The sequence below is a fragment of the Stenotrophomonas sp. YJH_SMC_119 genome (assembly GCF_059368315.1).
Window position 1 is genome coordinate 308076 of record NZ_JCAFRP010000001.1, and the last position, 26334, is coordinate 334409.

19 protein-coding genes and 1 riboswitch are annotated in these 26334 nt (G+C 67.2%); of the genes, 11 read left to right on the plus strand and 8 right to left on the minus strand.

The genetic code is table 11. From position 1 onward, the window contains the following. Window positions 1-17 precede the first annotated feature (17 nt). Together hemE and mdtD are read left to right on the plus strand one after the other, a co-directional pair. On the plus strand, window positions 18-1100 hold the full coding sequence (gene hemE / locus AC5P6S_RS01440; RefSeq protein WP_043034512.1) for a uroporphyrinogen decarboxylase: 1083 nt from the start codon (window positions 18-20) through the stop codon (window positions 1098-1100). A gap of 92 nt (window positions 1101-1192) precedes the next feature. After that, entirely contained in the window at window positions 1193-2602 is a 1410-nt protein-coding gene (gene mdtD / locus AC5P6S_RS01445; protein WP_005410668.1) for a multidrug transporter subunit MdtD, read from the plus strand. Window positions 2603-3117: 515 nt separating this feature from the next. Here mdtD and AC5P6S_RS01450 read toward each other — a convergent pair. Both AC5P6S_RS01450 and AC5P6S_RS01455 read right to left on the minus strand, forming a co-directional pair. After that, window positions 3118-6645, minus strand: coding sequence for a hybrid sensor histidine kinase/response regulator (locus AC5P6S_RS01450; RefSeq protein WP_032966941.1), 3528 nt, complete (start codon window positions 6643-6645; stop codon window positions 3118-3120). A gap of 94 nt (window positions 6646-6739) precedes the next feature. Continuing rightward, entirely contained in the window at window positions 6740-10282 is a 3543-nt protein-coding gene (locus AC5P6S_RS01455) for a sensor histidine kinase (protein ID WP_088611228.1), read from the minus strand. A gap of 165 nt (window positions 10283-10447) precedes the next feature. On the opposite strand from AC5P6S_RS01455, the gene AC5P6S_RS01460 reads away from it, so the two are divergent. Genes AC5P6S_RS01460 through AC5P6S_RS01470 form a run of 3 tightly spaced genes read left to right on the plus strand, consistent with a single transcriptional unit; the run spans window position 10448 to window position 12239 of the window. Further along, the gene (locus tag AC5P6S_RS01460; protein WP_099562602.1) at window positions 10448-11080 is read left to right on the plus strand and encodes a YceI family protein; all 633 of its coding nucleotides are present in this window, start codon (window positions 10448-10450) and stop codon (window positions 11078-11080) included. 10 nt (window positions 11081-11090) lie between these two features. Further along, window positions 11091-11663, plus strand: coding sequence for a cytochrome b (locus AC5P6S_RS01465; protein ID WP_049396075.1), 573 nt, complete (start codon window positions 11091-11093; stop codon window positions 11661-11663). Between the two features lie 3 nt (window positions 11664-11666). Beyond that, window positions 11667-12239, plus strand: a complete 573-nt coding sequence (locus AC5P6S_RS01470) for a YceI family protein (protein ID WP_099562603.1) — start codon at window positions 11667-11669, stop codon at window positions 12237-12239. Between the two features lie 118 nt (window positions 12240-12357). Here the strand turns inward: AC5P6S_RS01470 and AC5P6S_RS01475 are convergent, their stop codons facing one another. After that, window positions 12358-12588: a glutaredoxin family protein gene (locus AC5P6S_RS01475; RefSeq protein ID WP_005414144.1), complete on the minus strand. Its 231-nt coding sequence runs from the start codon at window positions 12586-12588 to the stop codon at window positions 12358-12360. Window positions 12589-12688: 100 nt separating this feature from the next. On the opposite strand from AC5P6S_RS01475, the gene AC5P6S_RS01480 reads away from it, so the two are divergent. Continuing rightward, window positions 12689-14071, plus strand: coding sequence for an L-serine ammonia-lyase (locus AC5P6S_RS01480; RefSeq protein ID WP_005410675.1), 1383 nt, complete (start codon window positions 12689-12691; stop codon window positions 14069-14071). Between the two features lie 217 nt (window positions 14072-14288). Next, the gene (locus tag AC5P6S_RS01485; protein ID WP_012481022.1) at window positions 14289-15284 is read left to right on the plus strand and encodes an alpha/beta fold hydrolase; all 996 of its coding nucleotides are present in this window, start codon (window positions 14289-14291) and stop codon (window positions 15282-15284) included. Between the two features lie 107 nt (window positions 15285-15391). On the opposite strand, the gene AC5P6S_RS01490 is transcribed toward AC5P6S_RS01485, so the two are convergent. Genes AC5P6S_RS01490 through metX form a run of 3 tightly spaced genes read right to left on the minus strand, consistent with a single transcriptional unit; the run spans window position 15392 to window position 18719 of the window. Beyond that, complete coding sequence (locus tag AC5P6S_RS01490) at window positions 15392-16459, minus strand: homoserine dehydrogenase family protein (protein ID WP_012481023.1); 1068 nt, start codon at window positions 16457-16459, stop codon at window positions 15392-15394. Then, window positions 16456-17691, minus strand: coding sequence for an O-succinylhomoserine (thiol)-lyase (locus AC5P6S_RS01495; protein WP_005410678.1), 1236 nt, complete (start codon window positions 17689-17691; stop codon window positions 16456-16458). Before AC5P6S_RS01495 ends, AC5P6S_RS01490 begins: the two co-directional genes overlap by 4 nt. After that, entirely contained in the window at window positions 17688-18719 is a 1032-nt protein-coding gene (metX, locus tag AC5P6S_RS01500; RefSeq protein WP_495204435.1) for a homoserine O-succinyltransferase MetX, read from the minus strand. Before metX ends, AC5P6S_RS01495 begins: the two co-directional genes overlap by 4 nt. A gap of 77 nt (window positions 18720-18796) precedes the next feature. Then, a riboswitch (SAM riboswitch) is annotated at window positions 18797-18915 on the minus strand. 148 nt (window positions 18916-19063) lie between these two features. On the opposite strand from metX, the gene AC5P6S_RS01505 reads away from it, so the two are divergent. From AC5P6S_RS01505 to AC5P6S_RS01520, 4 genes are all read left to right on the plus strand, one after another. Continuing rightward, window positions 19064-19945 carry a M23 family metallopeptidase gene (locus AC5P6S_RS01505; RefSeq protein ID WP_012481024.1) on the plus strand — a complete coding sequence of 294 codons (882 nt, stop codon included), beginning with the start codon at window positions 19064-19066 and terminating at the stop codon, window positions 19943-19945. 66 nt (window positions 19946-20011) lie between these two features. Further along, the gene (locus tag AC5P6S_RS01510) at window positions 20012-21616 is read left to right on the plus strand and encodes a peptide chain release factor 3 (RefSeq protein WP_005410681.1); all 1605 of its coding nucleotides are present in this window, start codon (window positions 20012-20014) and stop codon (window positions 21614-21616) included. 160 nt (window positions 21617-21776) lie between these two features. After that, complete coding sequence (gene trhA, locus AC5P6S_RS01515) at window positions 21777-22415, plus strand: PAQR family membrane homeostasis protein TrhA (protein WP_005410682.1); 639 nt, start codon at window positions 21777-21779, stop codon at window positions 22413-22415. Between the two features lie 83 nt (window positions 22416-22498). Beyond that, complete coding sequence (locus tag AC5P6S_RS01520) at window positions 22499-24472, plus strand: AsmA family protein (RefSeq protein WP_495204436.1); 1974 nt, start codon at window positions 22499-22501, stop codon at window positions 24470-24472. Between the two features lie 451 nt (window positions 24473-24923). Here the strand turns inward: AC5P6S_RS01520 and AC5P6S_RS01525 are convergent, their stop codons facing one another. Both AC5P6S_RS01525 and AC5P6S_RS01530 read right to left on the minus strand, forming a co-directional pair. Next, a complete protein-coding gene (locus AC5P6S_RS01525; RefSeq protein WP_005414236.1) occupies window positions 24924-25355 on the minus strand; it encodes a CBS domain-containing protein in 432 nt (143 codons plus the stop codon). Beyond that, window positions 25315-26334 carry a glycosyltransferase family 2 protein gene (locus AC5P6S_RS01530; protein WP_005410685.1) on the minus strand — a complete coding sequence of 340 codons (1020 nt, stop codon included), beginning with the start codon at window positions 26332-26334 and terminating at the stop codon, window positions 25315-25317. Before AC5P6S_RS01530 ends, AC5P6S_RS01525 begins: the two co-directional genes overlap by 41 nt.

Consider the following 26334-nt stretch of genomic DNA (forward strand, 5'->3'; position numbering starts at 1 on the left):
CAACTTTCGTCCAAGGAATGCCCATCGTGACCAGCCCTCTCCGCAACGATCGCCTGCTGCGCGCCCTGCGCCGCGAACCGGTGGACTGCACCCCCGTCTGGCTGATGCGCCAGGCCGGCCGCTACCTGCCGGAGTACCGCGCAACCCGGGCCAAGGCCGGCAGCTTCCTGGCCATGGCCAAGAACCCGGAGATCGCCTGCGAAGTCACGCTGCAGCCGCTGCGCCGATTCCCGCTGGACGCAGCCATCCTGTTCTCGGACATCCTCACCATTCCCGATGCGATGGGCCTGGAGCTCTACTTCGTTGAAGGCGAAGGCCCGAAGTTCCGTCATCCGGTGCGTGACGAAGCGGCCATCGCCCGGCTGGCGGTACCGGACATGGAGCAGGACCTGGGCTATGTGATGGACGCAGTGCGCCTGATCCGTCGGGAGCTGGACGGCCAGGTACCGTTGATCGGCTTCTCCGGCAGCCCCTGGACACTGGCCTGCTACATGGTGGAAGGCGGCGGCAGCAAGGATTTCGCGCGCATCAAGGCAATGGCGCTGAACCATCCGCAGGCCCTGCACCGCCTGCTGGAGGTCGCCACCGACGCGGTGATTGCGTACCTGGGCGCGCAGCGCGCGGCCGGTGCGCAGGCGCTGCAGGTGTTCGACACCTGGGGCGGCGTGCTGTCGCCGGCCATGTACCGCGAGTTCTCGCTGCGCTACCTGCAGCGCATCGCCGAGGGCCTGGAGCGCGGCGAAGGCAGCGAGCGCACGCCGCTGATCCTGTTCGGCAAGGGTACCGGCCTGCACCTGGAAGCGCTATCGCAGACCGGCGCCGATGCACTGGGCCTGGACTGGACGCTGGACCTGGACGAGGCGATGCGCCGCACCGGTGGCCGCGTCGCGCTGCAGGGCAACCTCGACCCGACCACGCTGTACGCCTCGCCGGATGCGATCGCCGCAGCCGCAGCGCGGGTGCTCGACACCTACGCCGCCGGCAATGGCGGTTCGCGCGAGGGCCACGTGTTCAACCTCGGCCACGGCATGTCGCCGGACATGGACCCGGCCCACGTGCAGGTGCTGGTCGACGCGGTGCACGCGCACAGCCAGCGCTGAGCATTCGGCATACGGTTGCGGCGCGATGTTGATCGCGCCGTGACCCACAGTGCGCGATCATGGCATCCCCCACGCTGCACCGGCCGCACCCCATGTCCACATCGCCATCGACCTACAACCGCCAGCGCCCCCTGCTGTGGCTGGTGTCCTTGGCGATCTTCATGCAGATGCTGGACTCGACCATCGTCAACACGGCATTGCCGGCGATGGCGGCCAGCCTGGGCGAAAGCCCGCTGCAGATGCAGTCGGTGGTGTTCAGCTACGCGCTGGCGGTGGCCACCTTCATTCCCGCCTCGGGCTGGATCGCTGACCGCTACGGCACCCGTCGCACCTTCCTGGTGGCGATCATTCTGTTCACCCTCGGCTCGCTGGCCTGCGCGCTGGCCCAGCACCTGCACCAGCTGGTCGGTGCGCGCGTGCTGCAGGGCATCGGCGGTGCCATGCTGCTGCCGGTCGGCCGGCTGGCAGTGATGCGATCAGTGCCGCGCGAGGATTTCCTGCGCGCGATGAGCTTCATCGCCATCCCGGCCCTGGTCGGCCCGCTGATCGGCCCCACGCTGGGCGGCTGGCTGGTGGAGATCGCCTCGTGGCACTGGGTGTTCCTGATCAACCTGCCGATCGGCGTGATCGGATTCATCGCCGCGATGAGGATCATGCCCGACCACTACGCCAGCCATCGCACCCGTTTCGACCTGCGTGGCTACATCATGCTGGCCTTCGCGATGGTGGTGCTGTCATTGGCGCTGGACGGCATCTCCGGACTGGGCACGCCACACGCGCTGGTGATGCTGATGACCGTTGCAGGGCTGGCGGCGCTGGTGGGTTACTGGCTGCACGCTGCCAATTCGACGGCGCCGTTGTTCTCGCTGGCGCTGTTCCGCGTACCCAGCTACCGCATCGGCATCCTCGGCAATCTTTTCTCGCGCATCGGCAGCAGCGCCATGCCGATGCTGATCCCGTTGCTGCTGCAGGTCGGCTTGGGCCTGGGCCCAATGAACGCCGGCCTGATGATGGTGCCGGTGGCAGCCGCCGGCATGGTCTCAAAGAAGCTGGCGGTGAAGCTGGTGGAGCGCTACGGCTACCGCCGCGTGCTGATGGTCAACACCGTGCTGGTGGGCCTGGCGATGGCCAGCTTCATCCTGATGACACCCGGCCAGCACCTGGCCTGGCGCCTGTTGCAGCTTGCGTTCTTCGGCGCGGTCAATTCGCTGCAGTTCACCGTGATGAACACCGTGACCCTGCGCGATCTGGACCGTGAGTTCGCCAGTTCCGGCAACAGCCTGCTGTCGATGGTGATGATGCTCGCCGCCGGCTTTGGTGCTGCTGCGGCCGGCAGCCTGCTGGCCGCGTTCGGCAACCACCTGGACAGCAACAGCGCCACCGCCGCGCTGCATGCCACGTTCCTGTGCGTGGGCGCGATCACCCTGACCTCGACGATGATCTTCTGGCAGCTGCCCGATACCAAGCCGGAGCCACGGCAGGTCGAGCACGTTGCGGAGTGAGGGTGGTTCGGCAGGGCCTGCGGCCCTGCACCTGCAGAGGCTTCAAGCCAAGGCAACAGCCGAAGCAAAAGCTGGCGTCCTGCGGGATGGCGGGGTGGATCCGTTTGCGGGAGACGCCGTAAACCCATCCCTGGGGGCTTGGCCGCGGCATCCATGCCGCGGACACTCCCACAACCGGACCCACCCCGCCTTCGACAGAATTCTGCGATCTGCAGTAGATCCACGCCATGCGTGGATGCTTTTCGATCTCAATTCGACATATTCGATCTCGATAGAGATTCATCCACGCATGGCGTGGATCTACCCGATCGCGAAAATCTGTCAGAGGTGGGGCGGTGTGGGCTTGCAGGACCGTTGGCGCCATGGATGGCGCCATCGAGCCCCCATGGACGGGTTTACGGCGTGTCCTGCAAGCCCACACCGCCCCACCACCGACGGAATGCCTGCTTTTGCCGTTGCTGTTGCCTTGGCTTGAAGCCTCTGCAGGTGCAGGGCTGCAAGCCCTGCAATAAACCCTACCTGCCCATGACCCTGGCGATCGCTTCCACCAGCAGCTCACCGGTCACCGGCTTGCGCAGGAAACCACCGATGCCGGCCGCTTCCACCTGCTGCTGCAGGTCTGGATCGGTCCGTGCCGTCACGGCGAGCAGTGGCAGCATGTAGCCCTGGTTGCGCAGGTGCTGGGCCAGCTCGAAGCCGCTCAGGCCCGGCAGGTCCAGATCCAGCAGGCCGACGTCGAAATCCCCTGCGCTGATCTCGCGCAGTGCCGCCAGCGCATGGCCCGCATGCACCACTTCATGGCCGCGCGCACTCAACAGCCCGCGCACCACATCAGCCACGGTTGCATCATCCTCGACCAGCAGCACGCGCAATGGCGGCATGTTGGCCGCATCCTCGCGGTGCACTTCGCCCTCGGACTCTGCATTGGCATCGACCACCAGCGGCAACGGCAGGGTCACGCCAAAACACGTGCCGCGGCCGAGCTGGCTCTCGACCTGGATACGCCCCTGCATCGCCTGCGCCAGTTCGCGGCAGATCGCCAGGCCCAGGCCGCTGCCGCCGTACTGCGCCGCGGTGCGGGCGCCATCGGCCTGCTCGAAGCGGCGGAACAGGCGCTGCTGCTGTTCCTGGCTGATGCCCGGCCCGGTGTCGCGCACTTCGAAATGCAACGCGCGCAGCTCGCCGTCGCTGCGCGCATGCAGGGTGATGGTTCCACGGCTGGTGAACTTGACCGCGTTGGAGAGCAGGTTGAGCAGGATCTGCCTTACCCGCATCGCATCGCCGGTCGCCTGCAGGCCCGGCGGCAACTGGTTGTCGAGGGTGAAGCGCAGACCCTTCTGCGCTGCCAGAGGTCCCATCAGCGCGGCCAGGTCCTGCAGCAGGCAGCTCAGCGCGAACGGCTTGGACTGCAGTTCCAGCCGTCCGGATTCGATCCGTGCCAGGTCCAGTGCATCGTTGACCAGGTGAAGCAGGTGTTCGCCGGCGTGCCGGATCGACTGCGTGTAGCCGCGCTGCTGCGGGTCCAGCGGCGAGGCCAGCAGCAGTTCGCTCATGCCGAGCACACCGGTCATCGGCGTGCGGATTTCGTGGCCGAGATTGGCCAGGAAGCGGGTCTTGGCCGCCGAGGCCTGTTCGGCCAGTTCCTGTTTATGCAGTGCCAGCTGATAGGCATGGCGCCGCTGCAGGCGACGGCGATACAACCAGGCAAACCAACTGGTCAGCAGAAGCGCGATCGAGGCCAGCACCAGCAGCCCGGACAGGCTGCGCCACCACGGTGGCTGTACACGGAATTCCAGGCTCTGCACCCGCGACCAGACATGGTCGGCCGAGCGCGCCTGTACCTCCAGGCGGTAGCTGCCCGGCGGCAGGCGCGAGAACAGGCGCTCACCGGCCGGCCCCACTTCCACCCAATCGGGGTCGTAGCCGGCCAGGCGGTAGCGGTAGCTGTTGGAGGCCGAATCGGCGAATGACAACAGTCGCGCGACGATGCGCAGGTCACGGTCACCATCGGCAATCTGCAAGGGCGTGTCGTGGGTCAGGTCGAGTACCTGCTCGTTGCGGCGGACTTCGACCCGTTCGATCACCAACGGCGCCCGCCGTACCGACGGCCGCACCTGTTCCGGGTCGAACACCACCACGCCGGCCGGGGTACCGGCCACCAGATGGCCATCGCCGGACATCGTCAACGTGTGCTCGCGGAACTCCTGGCTGGGCAGGCCGTCGTGGACGCCGTACAGGCGCACGCTCTGCCCGTCGGCGCCAACCCGGACCAGGCCGCGCGCACTGGTGGCCCAGGCCACGCCCTGTGCGTCGACCACCAGCCCGGAGGCGGAGATTGCCGGGTAGCCCTGCTCCGCGCCGACAACGGCCTGCCGCTCCAACCGGCCCTGGCTCCAGCGGTAGCGCGACAGGCGGCCATCCTCCGACAGCCAGACCTGGCCATCGCGGCCCACGTGCAACGCATGGATCGCCGTCGCCGGCGCGCCCGGCACCGGCTGGAAGCGCTCGCTTTCCGGCAGCCACTGCAGCAGGCCACGGCTACTGGCCAGCCAGATGTGGTCCTGCGGCCCGCATTCCACATCCAGGTTGAGCTGGCCCTGCTGCAGGCCGCGCTGGCCGTTTTCCAGCTGGCGGCGCAGGCGACCGTCGAGGTCACGCTGCTGCAGGCCTGCAGGCAACATCAACCATAGACTGTCGCCGTCACAGGTCATCATCGACTCGATGACCCCTTCCATGGTCGCGTCGGCCCCGGCATCACGGCCCCAGCGACGTAGCTCACGTCGCTTCGGGTCATAGCGCAGCAACGCATCGGTCGAGCCGATCCAGACCTGGCCACGGCGATCCTCGCGTACCGAGGACAGCCAGTACATGCCATTGACCCAGGTGCGGTGCTGCTCGATCTTGCCCGTCCTGGGATCGAACCGGTCCAGCGCGCCGTGGCTGCCGACCGTCCATATGCCGCCATTGCTGGAAGGGCTGGTGCCGAGCACGAAGGCATTGCGCAGCGAACCGGTGTCGTCCTCCAATCGCGACAGCACCGAGAACTGCCACCAGCGCGGCAGCAGATGCCACAGGCCGGCATTGGTACTGGCCAACCAGATGCCGCCTTCGCGGTCCTCGTAGGCGCCCGTCCAGTTCGGCCGCACCGGCCCGCGCGCAACGGCGCTGTACAGCGGAACGGTCTGGTACTGCCCATCCACGGCCCGACCAAGCCCGGTACGGGTATCCAACCAATGCCCGCCCTGTTCATCGCGCAGCATCATGCCGAGCACCTGCTCGCCCGGCGGCAGTTTCCAGGGCGGCGATTCAAAACGCCCGTCGGGGCGACGCACCGTGGCGCCGGCCATCGTACTGATCCACAGGCTGCCATCGGGTTCGCTGGTCAACCCATTGATCAGCAGGCTGGGAATGACGTCGGTGCCGACCCGCTCGAAGTCGGTGCCGGTCCAGCGCGCCACGCCATGCTTTGTGCCGACCCACAGGCTGCCATCGGCCAGCGTAGCCAGGTACGGCACCGAGGCGGCAGGCAGGCTGCGGGGATTGTTGGCCTCGGGCAGGAAACGCTGCAGGCGGTCCTGGCTGTCCAGCCGGTACAGCCCACCTTCGTGGGTGCCGAACCAGATCGCACCGTCCGGCGTGGTCGCCAGGCTCCAGACCGTGTTGGTCCCCATCAACGGCTGGCTGCTGCGGTCGTAGAAATGCAGCTGGCGGCGGTCGGCCGACATCCGTACCAGGCCCGCGTTCTCGGTCCCGATCCAGAGCTGGTTGCGCGCATCGACCAGGACCGTCCAGATGCGGTTGTCGCGCAGGCCATCCTCAGAACGCCAGATCCGGTAGTTGCGCCCGTCGTAACGGGCCAGGCCGTCGTTGGTGGCGATCCACAGGTAGCCATAGCGGTCTTCGGCCATGCGGTTGACGGTATTGGACGGCAGGCCGTCGAATACCGTCACCTGGCGCGGGCTCGGTGGCACCGGCTGCGCGGCAGCGGGTGACAGGCCGCACAGGAGGATCAGCAGCAGCATTGCCGCCCGCAGATACACCACCGATTGCCTCCTCACGCTGCCTGATGATTCCCGCGCCGCGGGCGTCGGCATGGTAAACCGAAAGTCGCGCCGTTCACGCCCGGCGTCGACGTTTTCAAGTTGTGGTCTGTCGTTTGGCGCGAGCCTGGATGATCGCTGCCACCAGCATGTCGCCGGTCACCGGCTTGCGCAGGAAACCATCGAAACCGGCAGCGAGCACCTGCGATTCGGCATACGCATCGGAGCGGGCGGTCACCGCCACCAGTGGCAGTTCGTAGCCCAGGGTGCGCAGCTGGCGGGCGATCGCAGTGCCGTCCAGCGCAGGCAGGTCGAGATCGAGCAGGCCGACATCGAAGCCGTCGGTAGCGATCTCCGACAAAGCCCCCAGGCCATGCAGCACATGCACCACCTCATGGCCGCGGCTGCGCAGCAGGCCGGCGATGACCTCGGCCACGGTGGCATCGTCCTCCACCAGCAGGATGCGCAGTGGCGGCAGCATCGGCAGTGCCGGCGCTTCGCCCGTGGCGGCTGCCTGCCGGGTCCAGGGCAGCGGCAACCGCACCCGGAAACGCGCGCCCTTGCCTGGCTGGCTGTCCACTTCGATGCGCCCGCCCATCGCCACGGCCAGCTCCTGGCAGATCGCCAGGCCCAGCCCGCTTCCACCATAGCGCGAGGCCGTGCGCGGCCCCTCCGCCTGTTCGAATCGGTGGAACAGCCGCTCCTGCTGCTCGGCATTGATACCCGGACCACTGTCGTGCACTTCGAAGCAGAGACCGCCGCCGTTCTCTTCCAGGTGCACGGCCAGGCCGACATGACCGCGCTCGGTGAACTTGATGGCATTGCCCAGCAGGTTGAGCAGGATCTGCCGCACGCGCATCTCGTCGCCACTGATGCTGATCGGGCCGGGCGGATCGTCGCCACGCTGGAAATCCAGCTTGCGCTGTTTGGCCATGGGCTGCATCAGCGCCTGCACCTGGTCGAGCAGTCCGGCCAGGTCGAACGGACGCAGATCCAGCTCCAGTCGACCGGCTTCGATGCGCGCGAGGTCCAGCGCATCGTTGACCAACCGCAGCAGATGGCTGCCGGCCTGCTGGATGGAGCCGGCATAGCTGCGCTGCACCGGGTCCAGCGGTGTGGCCAGCAGCAACTCGCTCATGCCAAGCACGCCGGTCATCGGCGTGCGGACTTCATGCCCCAGCGTGGCCAGGAACCGGCTCTTGGCCTGCGAGGCCTGTTCGGCCAGCTCCTGCTTGTGCACGGTCAGCTGCCATTGCTGGCGACGGCGCAGGCGCGCACGGATCGACCAGACCAGGACGAGCAGCAGCAGCGAACCGATCAGGATGTAGCCGAAGATCGCCATGCCGCTGCGCCACCAGGGTGGCAGCACCTTCACCTGCAGCTGCTGCGAAGGCGTCCATGCACCATTGGCGGTGGCCGCCTGCACTTCGATGACGTAGCTGCCGGTCGGCAGTCGCGACAGCGTGCGCTGGCCGTCGCCGCCCTGCTCCACCCAGTTCTGGTCATACCCGCGTACCCGGAAGCGGTAGCGGTTGCCCTGGGGATTGGCATAAGACAACAACCGTGCATCGATCTGCAGGTCGCGATCATCCGGTCCCAGCAGCAGGGTGCCGGTGTTCGGCAGCGGCTGCCAGCCGCGTGCATCGTCGCGGCGCACGCGCACCTCGGCAATCACCAGCGACGACCCGGGCAGCACCACGTCGTCGGCATTCACGTCGAATGCAACCAGGCCGGTCTGGGCGACGGCCAGAACGCGACCATCAGCATTCACCGCTGGCGGCCGGCTGGTGAACTCGGCATCGGACAGGCCATCGCGTTCATTGAACAACTGCAGGCGTCGTGCTTTCGGGTCCCAGCGCAGCAGGCCGCGCGGCGTGGTCGCCCACACCCGGCCATTGTCGGCCAATGCCAGGCCCCCCATGCTGACCGGCGGCACACCGGCGCTTCCATCAATGCGCTGGATCAGGCGCAGGCTCATGCCATCCCACTGGTAGCGCTCCAGCGCGCCCTGGCGGGCCAGCCACAACTGCTGCGGATCCACCCACACCAGGTCGTAGATCAGCCCGCGCGAGACCCCCGGCACCGCTTCGAAGCGACCGGCCTGCTCACGCCAGATGCCCATGTCGCCCATCACCCATGCCTTGCCATGGGCATCGAAGCGGATCTGCTCGATGGGTGAGTCGGCCGCCTTGCGGAAATCGTCGAGAGGATAGCTGCGCAGCACCCGGCCCTCCGCACTGCGCTGCTGCAGGCCCAGGTTCATCACCGAAAGCCAGACCGTGCCATCGGGTGCCTGCCGCATCAGGTCGATGCGCTGGCGCAGATCGGCGCCTCCACCGATGTGCCAGTCGTGCAGCGCGCGGGTAGCCGGGTCATACACGCTGATGCGGCCGGCACGCCCCAGCCACAGGCGCCCGTCCGACCGCGGCAGTACCGACCACACCGCACCGCTGCCGATCTCGCGGTCGCTGGCCAGCAGGCGCAACGTGCCATGTGCGTCCAGCTGATACACGCCGTGCGCCGAACCCACGTAGTAGTTCTGGCCATCACTGGCCGCGCCCAGCAGGTACTGGCTGTCCAGCGGCTTGCCATCGAGCTGGTTCCAGATCGAGAAGCGGCGCCAGTCCGGCGGGAGGTAGGCCAGTCCCTGGGTCAGCAGGGCGACCCACAATCCGCCCTCATGGTCCTGCAGCAGATCGAGCACACCGCTCTGTGCAGTGAGGAAACCACTGCCGCGGTCGCCGTCGAGCCGCCATAGCGCACTTGCGTCGCCACGCAGCAGGCCATCGGACGTGCCCGCCCAGTAGCCGCCCTGGCGATCGGCCAGCACCAGCGCCGAGCGCAGGCCGGCGCTGTCGCTCCAGCGCGGACGACTGACCCGGTCCTGCGCATCGATGCGGTACAGGCCATCGTTCTGGCTGCCGACCCAGATCGAGCCATCCGGATCGCGGCTCATCCGCAGCACGCTCAATGCGCCCAGCGCGTGCGGTGCCACGGGCTCGAAGTCACGGCCATTCCAGCGTGCGACGCCGGCCTCGGTACCGATCCACAGGCGCCCCCGCGCATCGACCAGGCTGCTGTAGATGGTGTTGCTGGGCAGGCCGTCGGCACGGGCCGGGTCGTGCTTGAAGAAGCGCAGGCTGCCGTCCTCCCCGAACCGGCAGATACCCTGGCTGCTGGTGCCGATCCACAACGCATCACCGGCGTAGGCCAGCGTCCAGAACTGGCCCAGGCACGGACCATTGACCGCATCGAAGGTCTTGAACCGCTCGCGGTCGGCATCCAGGCGGGCCACGCCCTTGCCATTGATGCCCACCCACACACGGTCCAGCGGATCGACCAGCAGGGTCTCGATCTCGTTGCCGGGCAACGAGCCGGGCTGTTCCGGGTCATGTTCCCAGACCCGCAGCGAGCTGCCGTCGTAGCGCACCAGACCGCCATCGGTTGCGGCCCAGACATGGCCCTGGCGGTCCTCGGCCAGCGCCAGCACCATGCGTGAAGGCATGCCTTCGGCGGCACCGAAGCGCCGCAGGCGTGGTGTTTCTGCCATGTCCAGGGCTGCAGCCGCCGTGGCAGACGCCAACAGCAGCAGCCCCGTTGCCGCGATGCCCAGGCACCACAGGCGCCAGCTGCTCGTCATCCTGAACCCCCTGTCCTGTCCCGATTGTCACACAGGGCCGGGGTCATGGCTGCAACAGCCTGTTGCCGGGGGCAGGACCACCACGAACTGTTGCAGCCATGCACGCATCCTTGGCAGGGGCCTGTGCGTATGATCACAGCGTCCCCCTTCCGGAGCCCGCCATCGATGCGTCCCTTCCTGGCCCTGCTGCCGATGCTGCTCGCCACCGCTCCCGCCTGGGCGGATGCAGATACCTATCGCCTCGATCCGGTGCACACGCGTGTGCTGTTCAGCATCGACCACGCGGGCTACTCGCAGGCGATGGGCACGGTCTCCGGCAGTGAGGGCCGGCTGCAGTTCGATCCCGACAACTGGCGCGAAGCCACGCTGGACGTCGAAGTCCCCGTGTCGCGATTGGACCTTGGTGACGCCAAATGGAACCAGGCCACGCTGGCCCGCAGCCTTCTGGATGGCGAGCGTTTCCCGAAGGCACATTTCGTCTCCAGCCGGGTCGAACCGATCGATGCCAGGCGCGCCCACGTGATCGGCACCCTGACCCTGCGCGGGGTCAGCCAGGAGATCACGCTGGACGTGACCCTCAACGCCATCAAGCGCTACCCCCTTCCCCCGTTCCGACGCACCGCCGGTTTTTCCGCCAGCACCACGCTGAGCCGGCGCGCGTTCGGCATCACCGCCTGGCCGGGCGTCATCGGTGATGCAGTACAGCTGAGGATCGAGGCCGAAGCCACCCTCGACCGCAGTGACGCCCCGGGAACTCCCGCTCCCGTTCCACACTCCGACCCCAAGACGGCCCCCTAGAGGACCCTTCATGACCGCCAAGAACACCCCCGCCGCCTGGGGGAGTGTCAGCCAGATCCTGCATTGGTTGATCGCATTGCTGATCCTCGCCCTGGGCGTGGTCGGCCTGACCATGGGCGAACTGCCCAAGACCCCCAAGTATTTCTGGGTCTATACCGCGCACAAATCGATCGGCATCACCGTGCTGGCGCTCGTGCTCTTCCGCCTCGGCTGGCGCCTGTATGCCGGTGCCCCCAAGCCGGTGCCGGGCGTGCCCAGCTGGCAGGAACGCATCGCCAGTGCCACCCACGTGCTGCTCTACGTGCTGATGTTCGCCATCCCGCTGTCGGGCTGGCTGTACGACTCGGCCAGCGGCCTGCGCCCGTTCCGCTGGTTCGGCCTGGTCGACGTGCCCAAGCTGAGCGCTCCCGACCCGCAGGTGGTCGCGGTATCGCATGCCATCCACGAGTACGGCTTCTGGCTGTTGATCGCAGTGGTGCTGGCCCATGCCGGCGCTGCCTTCTACCACCACCTGTTCCAGCGCGATGCGACCTTGTCCCGCATGTTGCCGCGCGGCTGGCTTGCCTCCCCTCAGAAGGACTGACCGATGAACCTGAAACTGACCACTCCGGCCGCCGTGGCCGCCGCCCTGACCGGCATGCTGGCCACCACCCCGGTGTTCGCCGCCGACTACGCACAGGCGCCCGGCGCCGGCTCGATCCTGGTGTTCGCCACCAAGTACGACGGCGAAGTGTTTACCGGCAGCTTCCCGGGCTTTGCCACCAAGCTCAGCTTCGACCCGGCCAATCCTGCCGCCGGTTCGCTGGACGTGGTGATCCCGCTGGCCGGCGCCAAGAGCGGCAACAGCGACCGTGACTCGACCCTGCAGACCGCCGACTTCTTCAATGTTGGCAAGTTCGCCACCGCACGCTACACCGCCAAGGGCTTCCGCGCGGTGGGCAATGACCAGTTCGCCGCCGATGGCACACTGGAACTGCGAGGCGTCAGCAAGCCGGTCACCCTCACCTTCACCTGGAAGCCGGGCACCCAGCCGGTGCTGACCGGCAAGGCCACGGTCAAGCGCCTGGACTTCGGCGTCGGCGGCGGCGACTGGGCCGACACCAAGACCATCCCGGACGAAACCGCGATCAGCACGATCGTGAAGTTCGACGCGAAATAAACCGCCTCTGGTAGTGCCGGCCGCTGGCCGGCATCACCGGGCATGGCAACGCCTCTGGTAGTGCCGGCCGTTGGCCGGCATCACCGGGCATCGCGGGGTTGCCGGCCAACGGCCGGCACTACCGATCGACGGCCAGCCAGGCCTGGACCGTGGCCGCGTCGAACGGCCAGTCCAGCTCACGGTCGCCGCGCTCGTCGCGCAGCACCGGCACCCGCGCGCCGTAGCGCGCTTCCAGCGCAGGCTGGTCATCCAGGAACACCGATTCGAACTCCGGTGCCCGCGCCTTGGCCAGCTCGGCCAGGGCCATGTCGCACAGGTGGCAGTCATCGCGCTGGAACAGGGTCAACACCGGTTTTGCTCCCTCTGCCGAAATGCTGCGCCGCAGCCATGGAAGTGCGGCATGAACCGCTAGAATAGCGGTCTCCTCCGGTACCCGCAGTACGGCAACCATGGCTGTCAGCACGTTCGACGTTTTCAAGATCGGCATTGGCCCGAGCTCCTCGCACACCGTCGGGCCGATGAAGGCCGCCGAGCGATTCATCCATCGCTGGCTGCTCGACCCGGGTCGCCTGAACGAAGTCGCGCGCATCCGCGCCGATGTCTATGGCTCGCTGGCGCTGACCGGCCGCGGCCATGGCACCGACAAGGCGATCCTGCTGGGCCTGGAAGGCCAGCGGCCGAACCTGATCGATCCGGACATCATTCCGGCCACCCTGGAGCGCATCCGCAGCAGCAAGCGCATCCAGCTGATGGGCCAGCACGAGATCGCCTTCGACGAGAAGCGCGACCTCGGCATGAACAAGCGCCAGAAGCTGCCGTACCACACCAACGGCATGCGCTTCACCGCGTACAACGCCGAGGACGAGGTGATCGCCACCCGCGATTACTACTCGGTCGGTGGCGGCTTCGTGGTCAACCAGGATGATGCGGCCGATGACCGTATCGTGCCCGACGAGACCCCGCTGCCCTACCCGTTCAAGAGCGGCGACGAGCTGCTGGCGCAGACCGCGCGCAGCGGCCTGAGCATTGCCCAGCTGATGTTCGAGAACGAGAAGTGCTGGCGCAGCGAAGACGAGATCCGCGCCAACCTGCGCGAGATCTGGAGTGCGATGCAGTCGTGCGTGGCGCGCGGCATCCGCGAGGAAGGCGTGCTGCCGGGTGGCCTGAAGGTCGGCCGTCGTGCACCGGCGCTGTACCGCGAGCTGTCGTCGAAGCCGGAAGCAGCGATGCGCGATCCGCTGACCACGCTGGACTGGGTCAACCTGTACGCGCTGGCGGTGAACGAAGAGAACGCCGCCGGTGGTCGTGTGGTGACTGCGCCGACCAACGGCGCTGCCGGCGTGCTGCCGGCGGTGCTGCATTACTTCGACCGTTTCTGCCCCGGCGCCAACGAACAGCGCGTATTCGACTTCCTGCTGACCTCGGCAGCGATCGGCATCCTGTACAAGGAAAACGCCTCGATCTCCGGCGCCGAAGTGGGCTGCCAGGGCGAAGTGGGCGTGGCCTGCTCGATGGCGGCCGGTGGCCTGGTCGCAGCGCTGGGTGGCAACCCGAGCCAGATCGAGAATGCCGCGGAAATCGGCATGGAACACAACCTCGGCCTGACCTGTGATCCGATCGGCGGGCTGGTGCAGATCCCCTGCATCGAGCGCAATGCGATGGGCGCGGTGAAGGCGATCAATGCCTCGCGCATGGCGATGCGCGGCGACGGCAAGCACAAGGTGTCGCTGGACAAGGTGATCAAGACCATGCGCGATACCGGCCGCGACATGCAGGACAAGTACAAGGAAACCAGCCGCGGTGGCCTGGCGGTGAACGTCATCGAGTGTTGAGGTCGACCGGTCCCGGCGCGATGGCGCCGGGCCACAGGTAGAGTCGACCGTTGGTCGACTATCGCGCGCAGCGCGGGATTTTCGCTCGTTGTGGGGAAGGTAGTCGACTAACAGTCGACTCTACCCAGTCGACTCTACCTCGTCGCCCTTGCTCGGTCGGACGACACCGTCACTGCGTTCCGGTTAGGCTCGGGGCTCCCCTATCCAGGACCGCCCCATGCGCGTGATCGCTGCCGCCCTGCTTGCCTGCCTTCCACTGCCTGCGCTGGCCGCGCCCACTTACGGGCCGCGGCTGGAGGGTTTCGACTACGGCTATCCGGTGAAGACCTTCGCGCTGGAATCGCAGCGGCAGCCGCTGGAAATGGCCTACCTCGACATCGCGCCGAAGAAGGCACCCATCGGCGTGGTGGTGCTGCTGCACGGCAAGAACTTCTGTGCCGCCACCTGGAAGGAATCGATCAAGCCACTGGTTGCCGCCGGCTATCGGGTGATCGCCCCGGACCAGGTGGGCTTCTGCAAATCCAGCAAGCCCGAGCGTTACCAGTATTCGTTCGCGCAGCTGGCCGCCAACACCCATGCCCTGCTGCAACAGCTGCAACTGGGTGATGTCCCGGTGCACCTGGTCGGTCATTCGATGGGCGGCATGCTGGCGGTGCGCTATGCGCTGATGTTCCCGCAGGACCTGCGCAGCCTGTCACTGGTCAACCCGATCGGGCTGGAAGACTGGAAGGCGCTGGGTGTTCCCTGGCGCAGCGTGGACGCGTGGTACGCCGGCGAAATGAACATCAGCTATGACAGCATCCGCCGCTACCAGCTGGACGTGTACTACGACGGAAAATGGAAGCCGGCGTATGAACCGTGGGCACGGATGCAGTCGGGCATGTACGAAGGGCCCGGCAAGCAGGCCGTTGCATGGAGCCAGGCACTGGCCTCGGACATGGTGTTCAACCAGCCGGTGGTCTACGAACTCAAGAATGTTCAGGTGCCAACCACGCTGTTCATCGGCCAGAAGGACCGCACCGCGATCGGTCGCGACCTGGCGCCACCAGCGGTGAAGGCGACGCTGGGCAACTATCCGGTGCTCGGCAAGGCGGCAGCCGCGGCGATTCCCGGCGCGACGCTGATCGAGTTCGCCGAACTGGGCCATTCGCCGCAGGTGCAGGACCCGAAGCAGTTCAACGCGGCGTTGCTGAAGGCATTGAAGGCGCATTGAACGGCAGCCGTCCCCTGTAGAGCCGAGCCCATGCTCGGCTTATCCAGCAGGAGGGGATTTTGCCAGCAGCAGCCGAGCATGGGCTCGGCTCTACAGAAGCAGTGCGATTAGCCGACGATCCGCAGCACGTCATCCAGCAACGCGGCGGCAGTGACTTCCGCGCCCGCGCCCGGGCCCTGGATCAACAACGGCTGGCGGTGATAGCGATCGCTGTGGATGGCCACGCGGTTGTCGGTGCCCGCGCCCTGCGCCAACGGGTGATCGGCAGGCAACTCACGCAGGCCCACCTGCGCACCCTCGCCATCGACACGGCCAACGAAACGCAGCACGCGGCCATTGTCATGCGCCTGCTGCCAGCGCGCCCGCAACGGCGCATCCAGCTGCTCGAGCGCCGCCACCGCATCCTCCAGCGGCAGCGCTGCCAGCGCTTCAGGCACCAGTGAATCCACCTGTACCTGCGACGCATCCAGCGCCAGCCCGCTGCTGCGCGCCAGGATCAGCAGCTTGCGGCGCACGTCTTCACCGGAAAGGTCCAGGCGCGGATCGGGCTCGGTGTAGCCGGCAGCCAGCGCCTCGCGCACCGCCGCCGAGAACGGCGACTGGCCGTCATAACGATGGAACAGCCACGCCAGCGAACCGGACAGCACGCCTTCGATGGCATGGATGTGATCGCCACCGGCCAACAGTGCACGCAGGCTGCTCAACAGCGGCAGGCCCGCGCCCACCGTCGCGCTGTCGCCATAGCGTGCGCCACTGTCGGCACAGCTTTCCGCAATGGCCTGCGCGCGGGCCAGCTGCGCACCACGCCCCAGCTTGTTGGCGGTCACCACATGCACGCCCCGCGCCAGCCACTGCACGTGGCGCGCGGCCACGTCTTCGCTGGCGGTGGCGTCGACCACCACGTCGCCACGCTCCAGTCCTTCGGCACTCGCCCACGGTGGCGAACTCTGACCATCGCGCGGTGCACGCCGTGCCAGTTCCAGCGGCAAGGCCAGGTCACGATCGATCTCCAGCGCAGTGCGTGAATTGGCCAGCCACTGCACGCTGGGCAGTTCCAGCCCACGCGCCCGCAATGCCTGGTAACGCTGTACGAAGGCCGAGCCGACCGTGCCGGTGCCCAGCAGCGCCAGGCGTCCCACGCCCAGAGCAGGAATTTCTGCGGCGAGCGCGCTCATGCATCCACCACCTGTTTGCGGCGCGCAGCCGCATCAATCACCGCTTCGGCACGCTGCAGCGCGGCGCCGAGATCGGCCAACAGGTCACGCTCGGCCTCGATGCCAACCGACAGGCGCAGCAGGCCTTCGCTGATGCCGGCCGCGGCACGCGCTTCGGCGGTCATCGCCGCATGGGTCATGGTGGCGGGATGCGCGATCAGGCTTTCGACGCCGCCCAGCGATTCGGCCAGCGTGAAACAGCGCAGGCCATCGACGAACGCGCGCACCGCCGCGTGCGGATCATCACCCGCGCAGTGCGCCAGTTCGAACGACAGCATCGCGCCGAAGCCACTCTGCTGGCGAGCAGCGATGGAGTGGCCCGGGTGATCAGCCAGACCCGGATAATAGACGCGGCCGACCGCCGGATGCTGGTCCAGCAGCGCAACGATCGACGTGGTGTTCTCCTGATGCACGCGCAGGCGCGCATCCAGCGTGCGCAGGCCGCGCAGGGTCAGGAAGGCATCAAACGGCGAACCCGTCAGGCCCAGCGCGTTGCCCCACCACACCAGCTGCTCATGCAGTGCCGGATCGCGCGCGACGACCGCACCGCCCACCACGTCGCTGTGGCCGTTGATGTACTTGGTGGTGGAATGCAGCACCAGATCCGCACCGAACGACAGTGGTTGCTGCAGGGCCGGCGACAGGAAGGTGTTGTCGACCACAACCAGAGCACCTGCCTTGTGCGCGGCATCGATGACGAAGCGCAGGTCGGTGATGCGCAGCAGCGGATTGGACGGCGTTTCCACCAGCACCAGCTTCGGCTGGGTGGCCAGCGCCTGCGACAGCGCGCGCGGATCGGTCAGGTCGGCGGTGACCAGTTCGAAATGGCCCTTCTTCGCCAGCGCATTGAACAGCCGCCAGCTGCCACCGTACGCGTCGTGCGGCACGACCAGGGTATCGCCCGGCTGAAGCAGCGCGTTCAGCACCAGGTTGATCGCGCCCATGCCGGTGGCGGTGATCACGCCGCCCGCACCGCCTTCCAGCTCGGCCAGCGCTTCACCCAACAGGTCGCGGGTCGGGTTGCCACTGCGCGTGTAGTCGTACTGGCGCTTGTTGCCGAAGCCTTCAAAACTGAAGTTCGACGACAGCACGATCGGCGGCGTGACCGCGCCATGCGCGGTGTCCCGATCGATGCCGGCACGGACGGCGGCAGTGGTGCGGCTACAGGACGGCTCGTTGGCGTGCAGGCTCATGCGGACTCTCCAGAGGTGCGGAAGGCGGTGGCGAGGATCGCGTCGATGCGATCGGTTTCTTTGAGGAAGGCGTCGTGGCCATAGGGCGAGCGCAGCACGCGCAGGCTTCCGCGCGGCCCCAGCCCCTCGACCAGGCTGACCAGGTCGGCCAGCGGCACCAGGCGGTCACCCTCCACCGCGACCACCACGGTCGGCGGCAGGATGGCGGCGGGGTCCACGCGGTGCAGGTCGATCGATTCGGACAGGCGCAGGTAGGCGGTCACCGGCGTGCGCGCGACGTACTGCGCGCCGGCGGCGTCGAGATAGTCCTCGGCGGCGACCCGCACGCGGCCGTTGATCACTTCCGGCGCGGCGTCGAAGCGCTCGCCGAACTCTTCCGGGGTGCGGTAGCTGAGCATGGCGAACTGCCGGGCCAGCGCCAGGCCGTGGTCTTCGCCGCACTGCAGTTGGCCGAGGGCGACGGCGCGGCGCTGCAGTGCGCGCCAGGCCGCGGCATACGGGTGCGGACGATGCGCGCCGCTGGCCAGCACCAGCTGGCGCACCCGGGCTCGATGACGGATCGCGAACTGCTGGCCGACCAGCGCGCCATACGAGTAGCCGACGAAGGCCTTCAGCGTGCGGATACCCAGATGATCCAGCAGCAGTGCCAGCGCATCGGCCTGGTCAGCGGTATCGATCGGCACGTCCAACGCACCGTCGGCCCCGATGAAGTCGAACGCCAGTACGCGCAACTGCTGCGGATCCAGCGTGCGACCACTGCCGACCAGGTCTTCGGCCCAGCCCTTCTCGCTGAACTGTGCGTTGGACGCCACATGGCGATGGGCGGAAATGCCGCCGGCCAGCACCACCACCGGCGCATTGGCCGGGCCGACCCACTCATAGCGCAGGCGCACCGGGCTGGGGCCAGCGTGACGCATCGACAGCACCGCGGCGAACTCACCGCGCTCGGCATGCACGCGGTCTTCGACCGGCACGCTGACGGGGACAAAGGGTTCGGGGCGAACGGCGGTACTGGCAGCGAAGCTCATGGCGGGATCCGGTTGGGGAATCGGCCATCGAGCCTTCGCGGGGCTCGCGTTCGAGATGCACGTGCGGTGCATGGATCGAACCATCTTTCGGTGGACGCCACGGTCCCCGCAGGATTTGGCACCTACGCGAACGCTTTCGCATCCGCGGGCTGCCCCGGCTTCAAAGGGCCTGTCCCTCTGCCGGTCTCGATGGTGAGGCCACGATGCCAGCGCTTCCGGGCGCTGTCAATCCCTTCATGCGGATAAAGCGATGAATATTTTCGCAACAGGTATGCGAGAGGCGTCGCGGTCGCTCCGTTCAGGATCGGGTACAGTCCGGACGGTCCGTTTTCCTGAATCCGCTGATGCCACGCCTGCCCTTGACCTGCCTGCTCCTGCCGCTGCTGGCCAGCGCCTCTGCCGGCGCCAGCGACTGGCGCCAGGGCTGGGGGATGCTGCCGAAGGCGCCTGCCCCCGCCAGCGCGGAGGCGAAGGCCCCCCTTCCAATGGCCCAGCTGCGCCTGCAGTCGATCGGCGAACAGTGGCAGGCCCGGATCGACAACACCCTGGCCGGGCCGTTGCAGATCGAACTGCGCGCCGCCCCTGGGCACCCGGTCGACGGCTTGCCGGTGCAGTCACTGATACAGGGCGACAGCAGCCTGGTCGTCGGCCACCTCCCCGCGCCGGTCAACGGCCGGATGCTGGACCTGCGCCTGCAGTCGGTACCAGGCAACCCCGCCGCACAGGCCGAGGATGTGGCCTACCGCCTGCCCTTCGATGATGCACGCCCGCGGGTGGACCAGGCGCCGCAGGGCCGGTTCAGCCACGACGACGAGGAAAACCGCGACGCGGTCGACTTCGCACTGCCGGAGGGCACGCTGGTGCTGGCCGCGCGCGAGGGCACGGTGATGCAGATCCAGGATGGCTTCCGAGGCAACGGCCAGGACCGCGAACGTGATGGTGCCCGCGCCAACTTCATCCGCGTGCTGCACAGCGACGGCAGCATGGCCCTGTACGGCCACCTGCAGGCCGGCGGCATGCGCGTGCGTCGCGGCCAGGCGGTGGGCGCCGGGCAGCCCATCGGCCTGTCCGGCAACAGCGGCTTCAGCAGCGCACCGCACCTGCACTTCGTGGTGCAGGTCAACCGCGGCATGGGCCTGCGTTCGGTGCCGGCACGCATCTTCGCCGAGCAGGGCCAGCTGCAGTTCGCCCGCCAGGGCGAGGCCGAGGGCGGCATCGGGCGCTGAACGGCCCCGGCCGGTATAATCGGGCGCTTATCTCTTTGAAAAGCGCCCCGGGCGGGCGCCACTGCCATGTCCGAAGTCGCCAACGAAGCGTCGCGTCGCCGCACCTTCGCCATCATTTCCCACCCTGACGCCGGCAAGACCACGCTGACCGAAAAGCTGCTGCTGTTCGGAGGCGCGATCCAGATGGCCGGTTCGGTCAAGGGCCGCAAGGCCGCCCGCCACGCCACCTCCGACTGGATGGCATTGGAAAAGGAACGCGGCATCTCCGTCACCTCTTCGGTGATGCAGTTCCCGTACGAAGACAAGATCGTCAACCTGCTCGACACCCCCGGCCACGCCGACTTCGGCGAGGACACCTACCGCGTGCTGACTGCGGTGGACTCGGCGCTGATGGTGATCGACGTGGCCAAGGGCGTGGAAGAGCGCACCATCAAGCTGATGGAAGTGTGCCGCCTGCGCGATACCCCGATCATGACCTTCATCAACAAGCTCGACCGCGAGGGCAAGGACCCGATCGAGCTGCTGGATGAAGTGGAAACCGTGCTGGGCATCCAGTGCGCGCCGGTCACCTGGCCGATCGGCATGGGCCAGCGCCTGAAGGGCGTGGTCCACCTGCTGACCGGCGAAGTGCACCTGTACGAGCCGGGCCGCAACTTCACCCGCCAGGACTCGACCATCTTCCCGTCCATCGACGCCCCCGGCCTGGCCGAGAAGATCGGTGCACAGATGCTGGCCGACCTGCGCGACGAACTGGAACTGGTGCAGGGTGCCAGCCACCCGTTCGACCTGGAGGCCTACCGCGCCGGCAAGCAGACCCCGGTGTTCTTCGGCTCGGGCGTGAACAACTTCGGCGTGCAGCCGCTGCTGGACTTCTTCGTCGAGCATGCCCCGTCGCCACAGGCACGCTCCACCACCGGCCGCGAGATCGCCCCGGAAGAAAACAAGCTGACCGGCTTCGTGTTCAAGATCCAGGCCAACATGGACCCGCAGCACCGCGACCGCGTCGCGTTCATGCGCGTCTGCTCGGGCCGCTTCAGCGCTGGCATGAAGACCTTCCACGTGCGCACCGGCAAGGAAATGAAGCTGGCCAACGCACTGACCTTCATGGCCAGCGATCGTGAAATCGCCGCCGAAGCCTGGCCGGGCGATGTGATCGGCATCCACAACCACGGCACCATTTCCATCGGCGATACCTTTACCGAAGGCGAAGCGGTCACCTTCACCGGCATCCCCAACTTCGCCCCGGAACTGTTCCGCCGCGCGCGCCTGCGCGATCCGCTCAAGCTCAAGCAGCTGCAGAAGGGACTGGCCCAGCTGTCCGAAGAAGGCGCGACCCAGTTCTTCCGCCCTCTGACCAGCAACGACCTGATCCTGGGTGCGGTGGGTGTGCTTCAGTTCGACGTGGCGGCCTATCGCCTGAAGGACGAGTACGGCGTGGAAGCCACCTTCGAGCCGGTCAGCGTGACCACCGCGCGTTGGGTCCACTGCAGCAACGAGAAGAAGCTGGAAGAGTTCCGCGAGAAGAATGCGCTGAACCTGGCACTGGATGCAGCCGGCCACCTGGTCTACCTGGCACCGACCCGGGTCAACCTGCAGCTGGCGCAGGAACGCTCGCCGGACGTGCGTTTCTCGGCCACCCGCGAAGCGGCCCATACCGTTTCGGTGGGCTGATGCCAAGGGGTCGGATCCCTTTCCGGCAGGAAAGGGCTCTGACCCCAGCCAACGCAAGGCAGGCATTCACCCACCATACGGTGACAGGCGTGCACGCATCGCCCATCGCGGCGATGATAAGGGGGTGCGGGTCCCCCTCCCCGCGAACAATGCCTACGCCATGTCCACGACGTCCATTGCTTCGATCCGTGAAGAAATCGCCAGCGCCCTGACCCATGGCCTGGGCGCGGTATTCGCCCTGGCCGCCAGCGCGGTGTTGATCACCCTGGCTGCGATCTACGGCGACGGCTGGCAGCTGGCCAGCGCGATCGTGTTCGGTATCGCGCTGTTGCTGCTGTACACCGCCTCCACGCTGTACCACGCCATCCAGCATCCGGTCGCCAAGGGCCGGTTGAAGGTATTCGACCACTGCGCGATCTACGTGCTGATCGCGGGCACCTATACCCCGTTCACCCTGATCGGCCTGCGCGGTCCGTGGGGCTGGGGCCTGTTCACCGCGATCTGGGCGCTGGCGCTGGGCGGCGTGGTGTTCAAGCTGTTCTACACCGGCCGTTTCAAGGTGCTCTCAACGGTGATCTACATCGCGATGGGCTGGCTGGTGGTCGTGGCGATCAAGCCGATGTGGGCCTCGATCGATGGCGGCACCCTCACCTGGCTGTTCGCCGGCGGCCTGTCGTACACGCTGGGGACCTACTTCTACCACCGTGAATCGATCCCGTACTCGCATGCCATCTGGCACCTGTTCGTGATCGGCGGCAGCGTCTGCCACTTCGTCGCGGTCACCATGCAGGTGCTGTAAACGGCCGCTCGACGGCGGCGTGTGCACGCCATGCACATGGTCGCTTCGCGCCCTGTCCACGAACAGGGGGCAACCATGGCAGCGTGAATGCTGCCGCCTCCCCTGCCGCAAAGCGCACGCCCCGCTGGCGCCTCCGCCGCCCCGGCCCACGAGGCCGGCGCTGGCTCACGATCCTGGTCTTCCTGCTGGCGGCGATCCTGATACTGCTCGCGTTGTGGGACTGGAACTGGTTCAAGGGTCCGGTGGAGCGCGCGGTGCAGGCACGCACCGGCCGAGTGCTGCACATCGGGAACCTTGATGTCGACCTCGGCCGCACCAGCACGATCCGCGCCGATGCGATCACCTTCGCCAATGCCAGCTGGGCGAAACAACCTGAGATGGCCAGCGCAGACCGCGTCGAGATCGACGTGCGGGTCTGGCCCCTGCTGCGCGGCAGCGTGCAGCTGCCCGAGGTGCGCCTGACCCGGCCGGACGTGCTGCTGGAAACCGCCCCGCGCAAGGGCGAGCCGGGCAACTGGGACTTCCTCGGTGACAGCGCCGGCGGCACAAGCCCGCAGCTCAAACGCCTGCGCATCGACGATGGTCGGCTGCAGTTCATCGATGCACTGGGCCGCACTGACATCCGCGTGGGCGTGCGCAGCGGTCAGCCGAAACAGGCCGATGCCTCGCCGCCGCTGCTGGTGCAGGGCAAAGGCCACTGGCAGGGCAACCCGTTCACCCTGCGCGGTGGAACCGAATCACCGCTGGAACTGACCGACAGCGACCACCCGTTCCGCATCCACCTCGACGGTCGCGCCGGCGCTACCCACGCGGTGGCCAGTGGCACGCTGACCAATCCGTTCCAGCTGCGGGTGTTCGACCTGCAGTTCGCACTCAGCGGGCAGGACCTGTCGGACCTGTACCCGCTGCTCGGCATTGCCATCCCGCCCTCACCGCCCTACGCCTTGGACGGACGGCTGAAGCGCGACCACAACGTCTGGCGCTACGACAGCTTCACCGGCAAGGTCGGTGACAGCGACCTCGCTGGCAACCTGCAGTTCGAGGTGGGACGCGACCGTCCACGGCTGACCGCGACACTGGAATCCAGGCGCCTGGACTTCGATGACCTGGCCGGCTTCGTGGGAGCGCCACCGAAGACCGGCGGCGGCGAAACCGCGAATGCGGAACAAAAGGCACAGGCCGCCCGCATCGCCGCCAGCAGCCGGGTATTGCCCGACACGCCCTACAACCTGGGCAAACTGCGTGCGATGGATGCCGACGTGCGCTGGAAGGCCCACCGCATCAATGCGCCCTCGTTGCCACTGGACGACATGGACGCGCACCTGCTGCTGGATGACGGCGTGCTGCGGCTGGACCCGCTGAACTTCGGCGTGGCCGGCGGCGATATCCGCAGCACGGTCCGCATGGATGCACGCCAGGCGCAGATTCGCACCGCGTTGAAGGCCAGCGTAGGCGGCGTGCAGCTGGGCCAGCTTTTCCCGGATGCGAAGCTGGCCGAGCAGGCCAAGGGCGGCATCGGCGGCGAAGTGGACCTGAGCGGGCGCGGCAACTCGATCGCCGCCATGCTCGGCAGCAGCAGCGGCAAGGTCGGGCTGGCGATGGGCCGTGGCCATGTCGGCAACCTGGTGATGGAACTGGCCGGGCTGGATATCACCGAATCACTGAAGTTCCTGGTGACCGGTGACAAGCAGATTCCGCTGCGCTGCGCCTTCGCCGACTTCGGTGTGCAGGACGGCCTGATGACCAGCCAGGCACTGGCGGTGGACACCACCGATACCATCCTCATCGGCGAAGGCACGGTCAGCCTGCGCGACGAGACCCTGGACCTGCTGCTGAAACCGCGCCCGAAGGACAAGAGCATCCTGGTACTGCGGTCACCGTTGCATATCAGCGGCACGTTCAAGGACCCGTCGTTCCGCCCTGACTTCAAGGCGTTGGGTATTCGCGGCGCGGTGGCCCTGGCACTGGGCAGCATTGCCCCGCCGGCAGCGCTGCTGGCTACGATTGAACTGGGGCCGGGCAAGGATGCCAACTGCGGTGGGCAGTATGCGAAGTAGGGTTACAGCGTTGTTCGCGGCGCCTCCCTTCCCGCGCGTAGAGCCGGAGCAAGGCGACAGGCAGGACACGCCGTAAATACGTCCCTGTAGGCTCGGTCGGCGCATCCATGCGCCTCACGGTCCTGCCTGCCGCCTTGCTCCGGCTCCGGACAGTTTCCTGCGCGCGCGGAACGAGAGCGAAATTCAAAGTCAAAAAAAAAGCAAAGTCAAAAGCTGTTGCCAACCAAGGTTGGCATCTACCAGGAGCGGGGGATCGGCACTGAAACGCACCGCGCTCGCGGGAACGTGTCCAGAGGCGGAGGACCCTGCCCAGCCGCACCCTCCGCCTCCCAACGTATCAGGAAGGCGCTGCTTTGGCTTTGGCTTTGGCTTTGGCTTTAGCTTTGGCTTTGACTTTGGCTTTGAGCTTCGAAAAGCGGGCCGGCGGGCCGCAGGCCCGCCAGCGAAAAACTCATCCCGCCACGATGTACTGCTGCAGCTGATCCAGCTCCCTGCGCTGCGCATCGATCACCGACTTCACCAGGTCGCCAATGGAAATCACCCCCAGCACCTGCGCGCCCTCCACCACCGGCAGGTGGCGGATGCGGTAGTCGGTCACCAGCTGCAGGCAATGCTCCACCTGTTCGCCCGGCGACACCGTCACCACCTGCGTCGTCATGATCTCGGCCACCGCCGTATCGCGCGAAGAACGATCACGCAACACGATCTTGCGCGCGTAATCGCGCTCCGAAAGGATCCCGACCAACCGTGGCCCGTCCATCACCAGGACCGCGCCAATGCCCTTTTCCGCCATCAACCGGATCGCATCGATCACCGCCGCATCCGGCGCGACCGCATGTACTTCAGGAGACTTGCCGTCCAACAGTTGCCGTACCGTGGTCATCTGCCTGCCCTCCGAGGGTGGGTTGCAGAGCCGAGTCTGCCACGGCGGATGCTAGCCACGCGTCAACCAGGTACAACGGCCGCTGCTTGGACTCTTCGTACAGGCGCCCCAGGTACTCACCGATCAGGCCCAGCGCGATCAACTGCACCCCGCCCAGGAACAGGATCACCGCCATCATCGTCGGCCAGCCCGCCACCCGGTCGCCGTACAGCGCGGCCTTGACGATCACCCACATGCCGAACACGAAGGCCACCGCCGCGGTTGCCAGCCCCAGGTAGGTCGCCGCGCGCAGGGGCACGGTCGAGAACCCGGTGATGCCTTCCAGGGCGAAGTTCCACAGCCGCCACAGGCTGAACTTGCTGGTGCCGGCCACGCGTGCGTGGCGGTGGTAGGGCACCGCCACGCGCTTGAAACCCACCCAGCTGAAAAGCCCCTTCATGAAACGATGGCGCTCACGCATCTCGCGCAGCGCACTCAGCGCGCGTGGTGACAGCAGGCGGAAATCCCCGGTGTCGGCCGGGATCGGCGTACGCGAAAGGCGCCCCATCACGCGGTAGAAGATCGCCGCCGTGGCACGCTTGATCCAGGCCTCGCCATCGCGCGCCAGGCGCGTGCCATAGACGTTGTCATGGCCCTCGCGCCAGCGCGCGACGAACTGCGGCACAAGCTCCGGCGGGTCCTGGCCATCGGCATCCAGGATCATCGCCGCCCCTTCGCGCACCAGGTCCAGGCCAGCGGTCAGTGCGGCTTCCTTGCCGAAATTGCGCGACAGCTTCAGCGCGGAGACCCGCGCGTCGGATTGGGCCAGGCGGGCGATCACCTCCCAGGTCCCGTCATGGCTGCCGTCGTCCACGTACAGAATGTGGCCGTCGATGTCGGGCAGCGCGTCGAGCACCGCGCACAACCGCGGATGCAGCAACGGCAGTGCCAGGGCCTCGTTGTAGGCGGCGATGACGAAAGTGAGCCGTTCGCGGGTCAT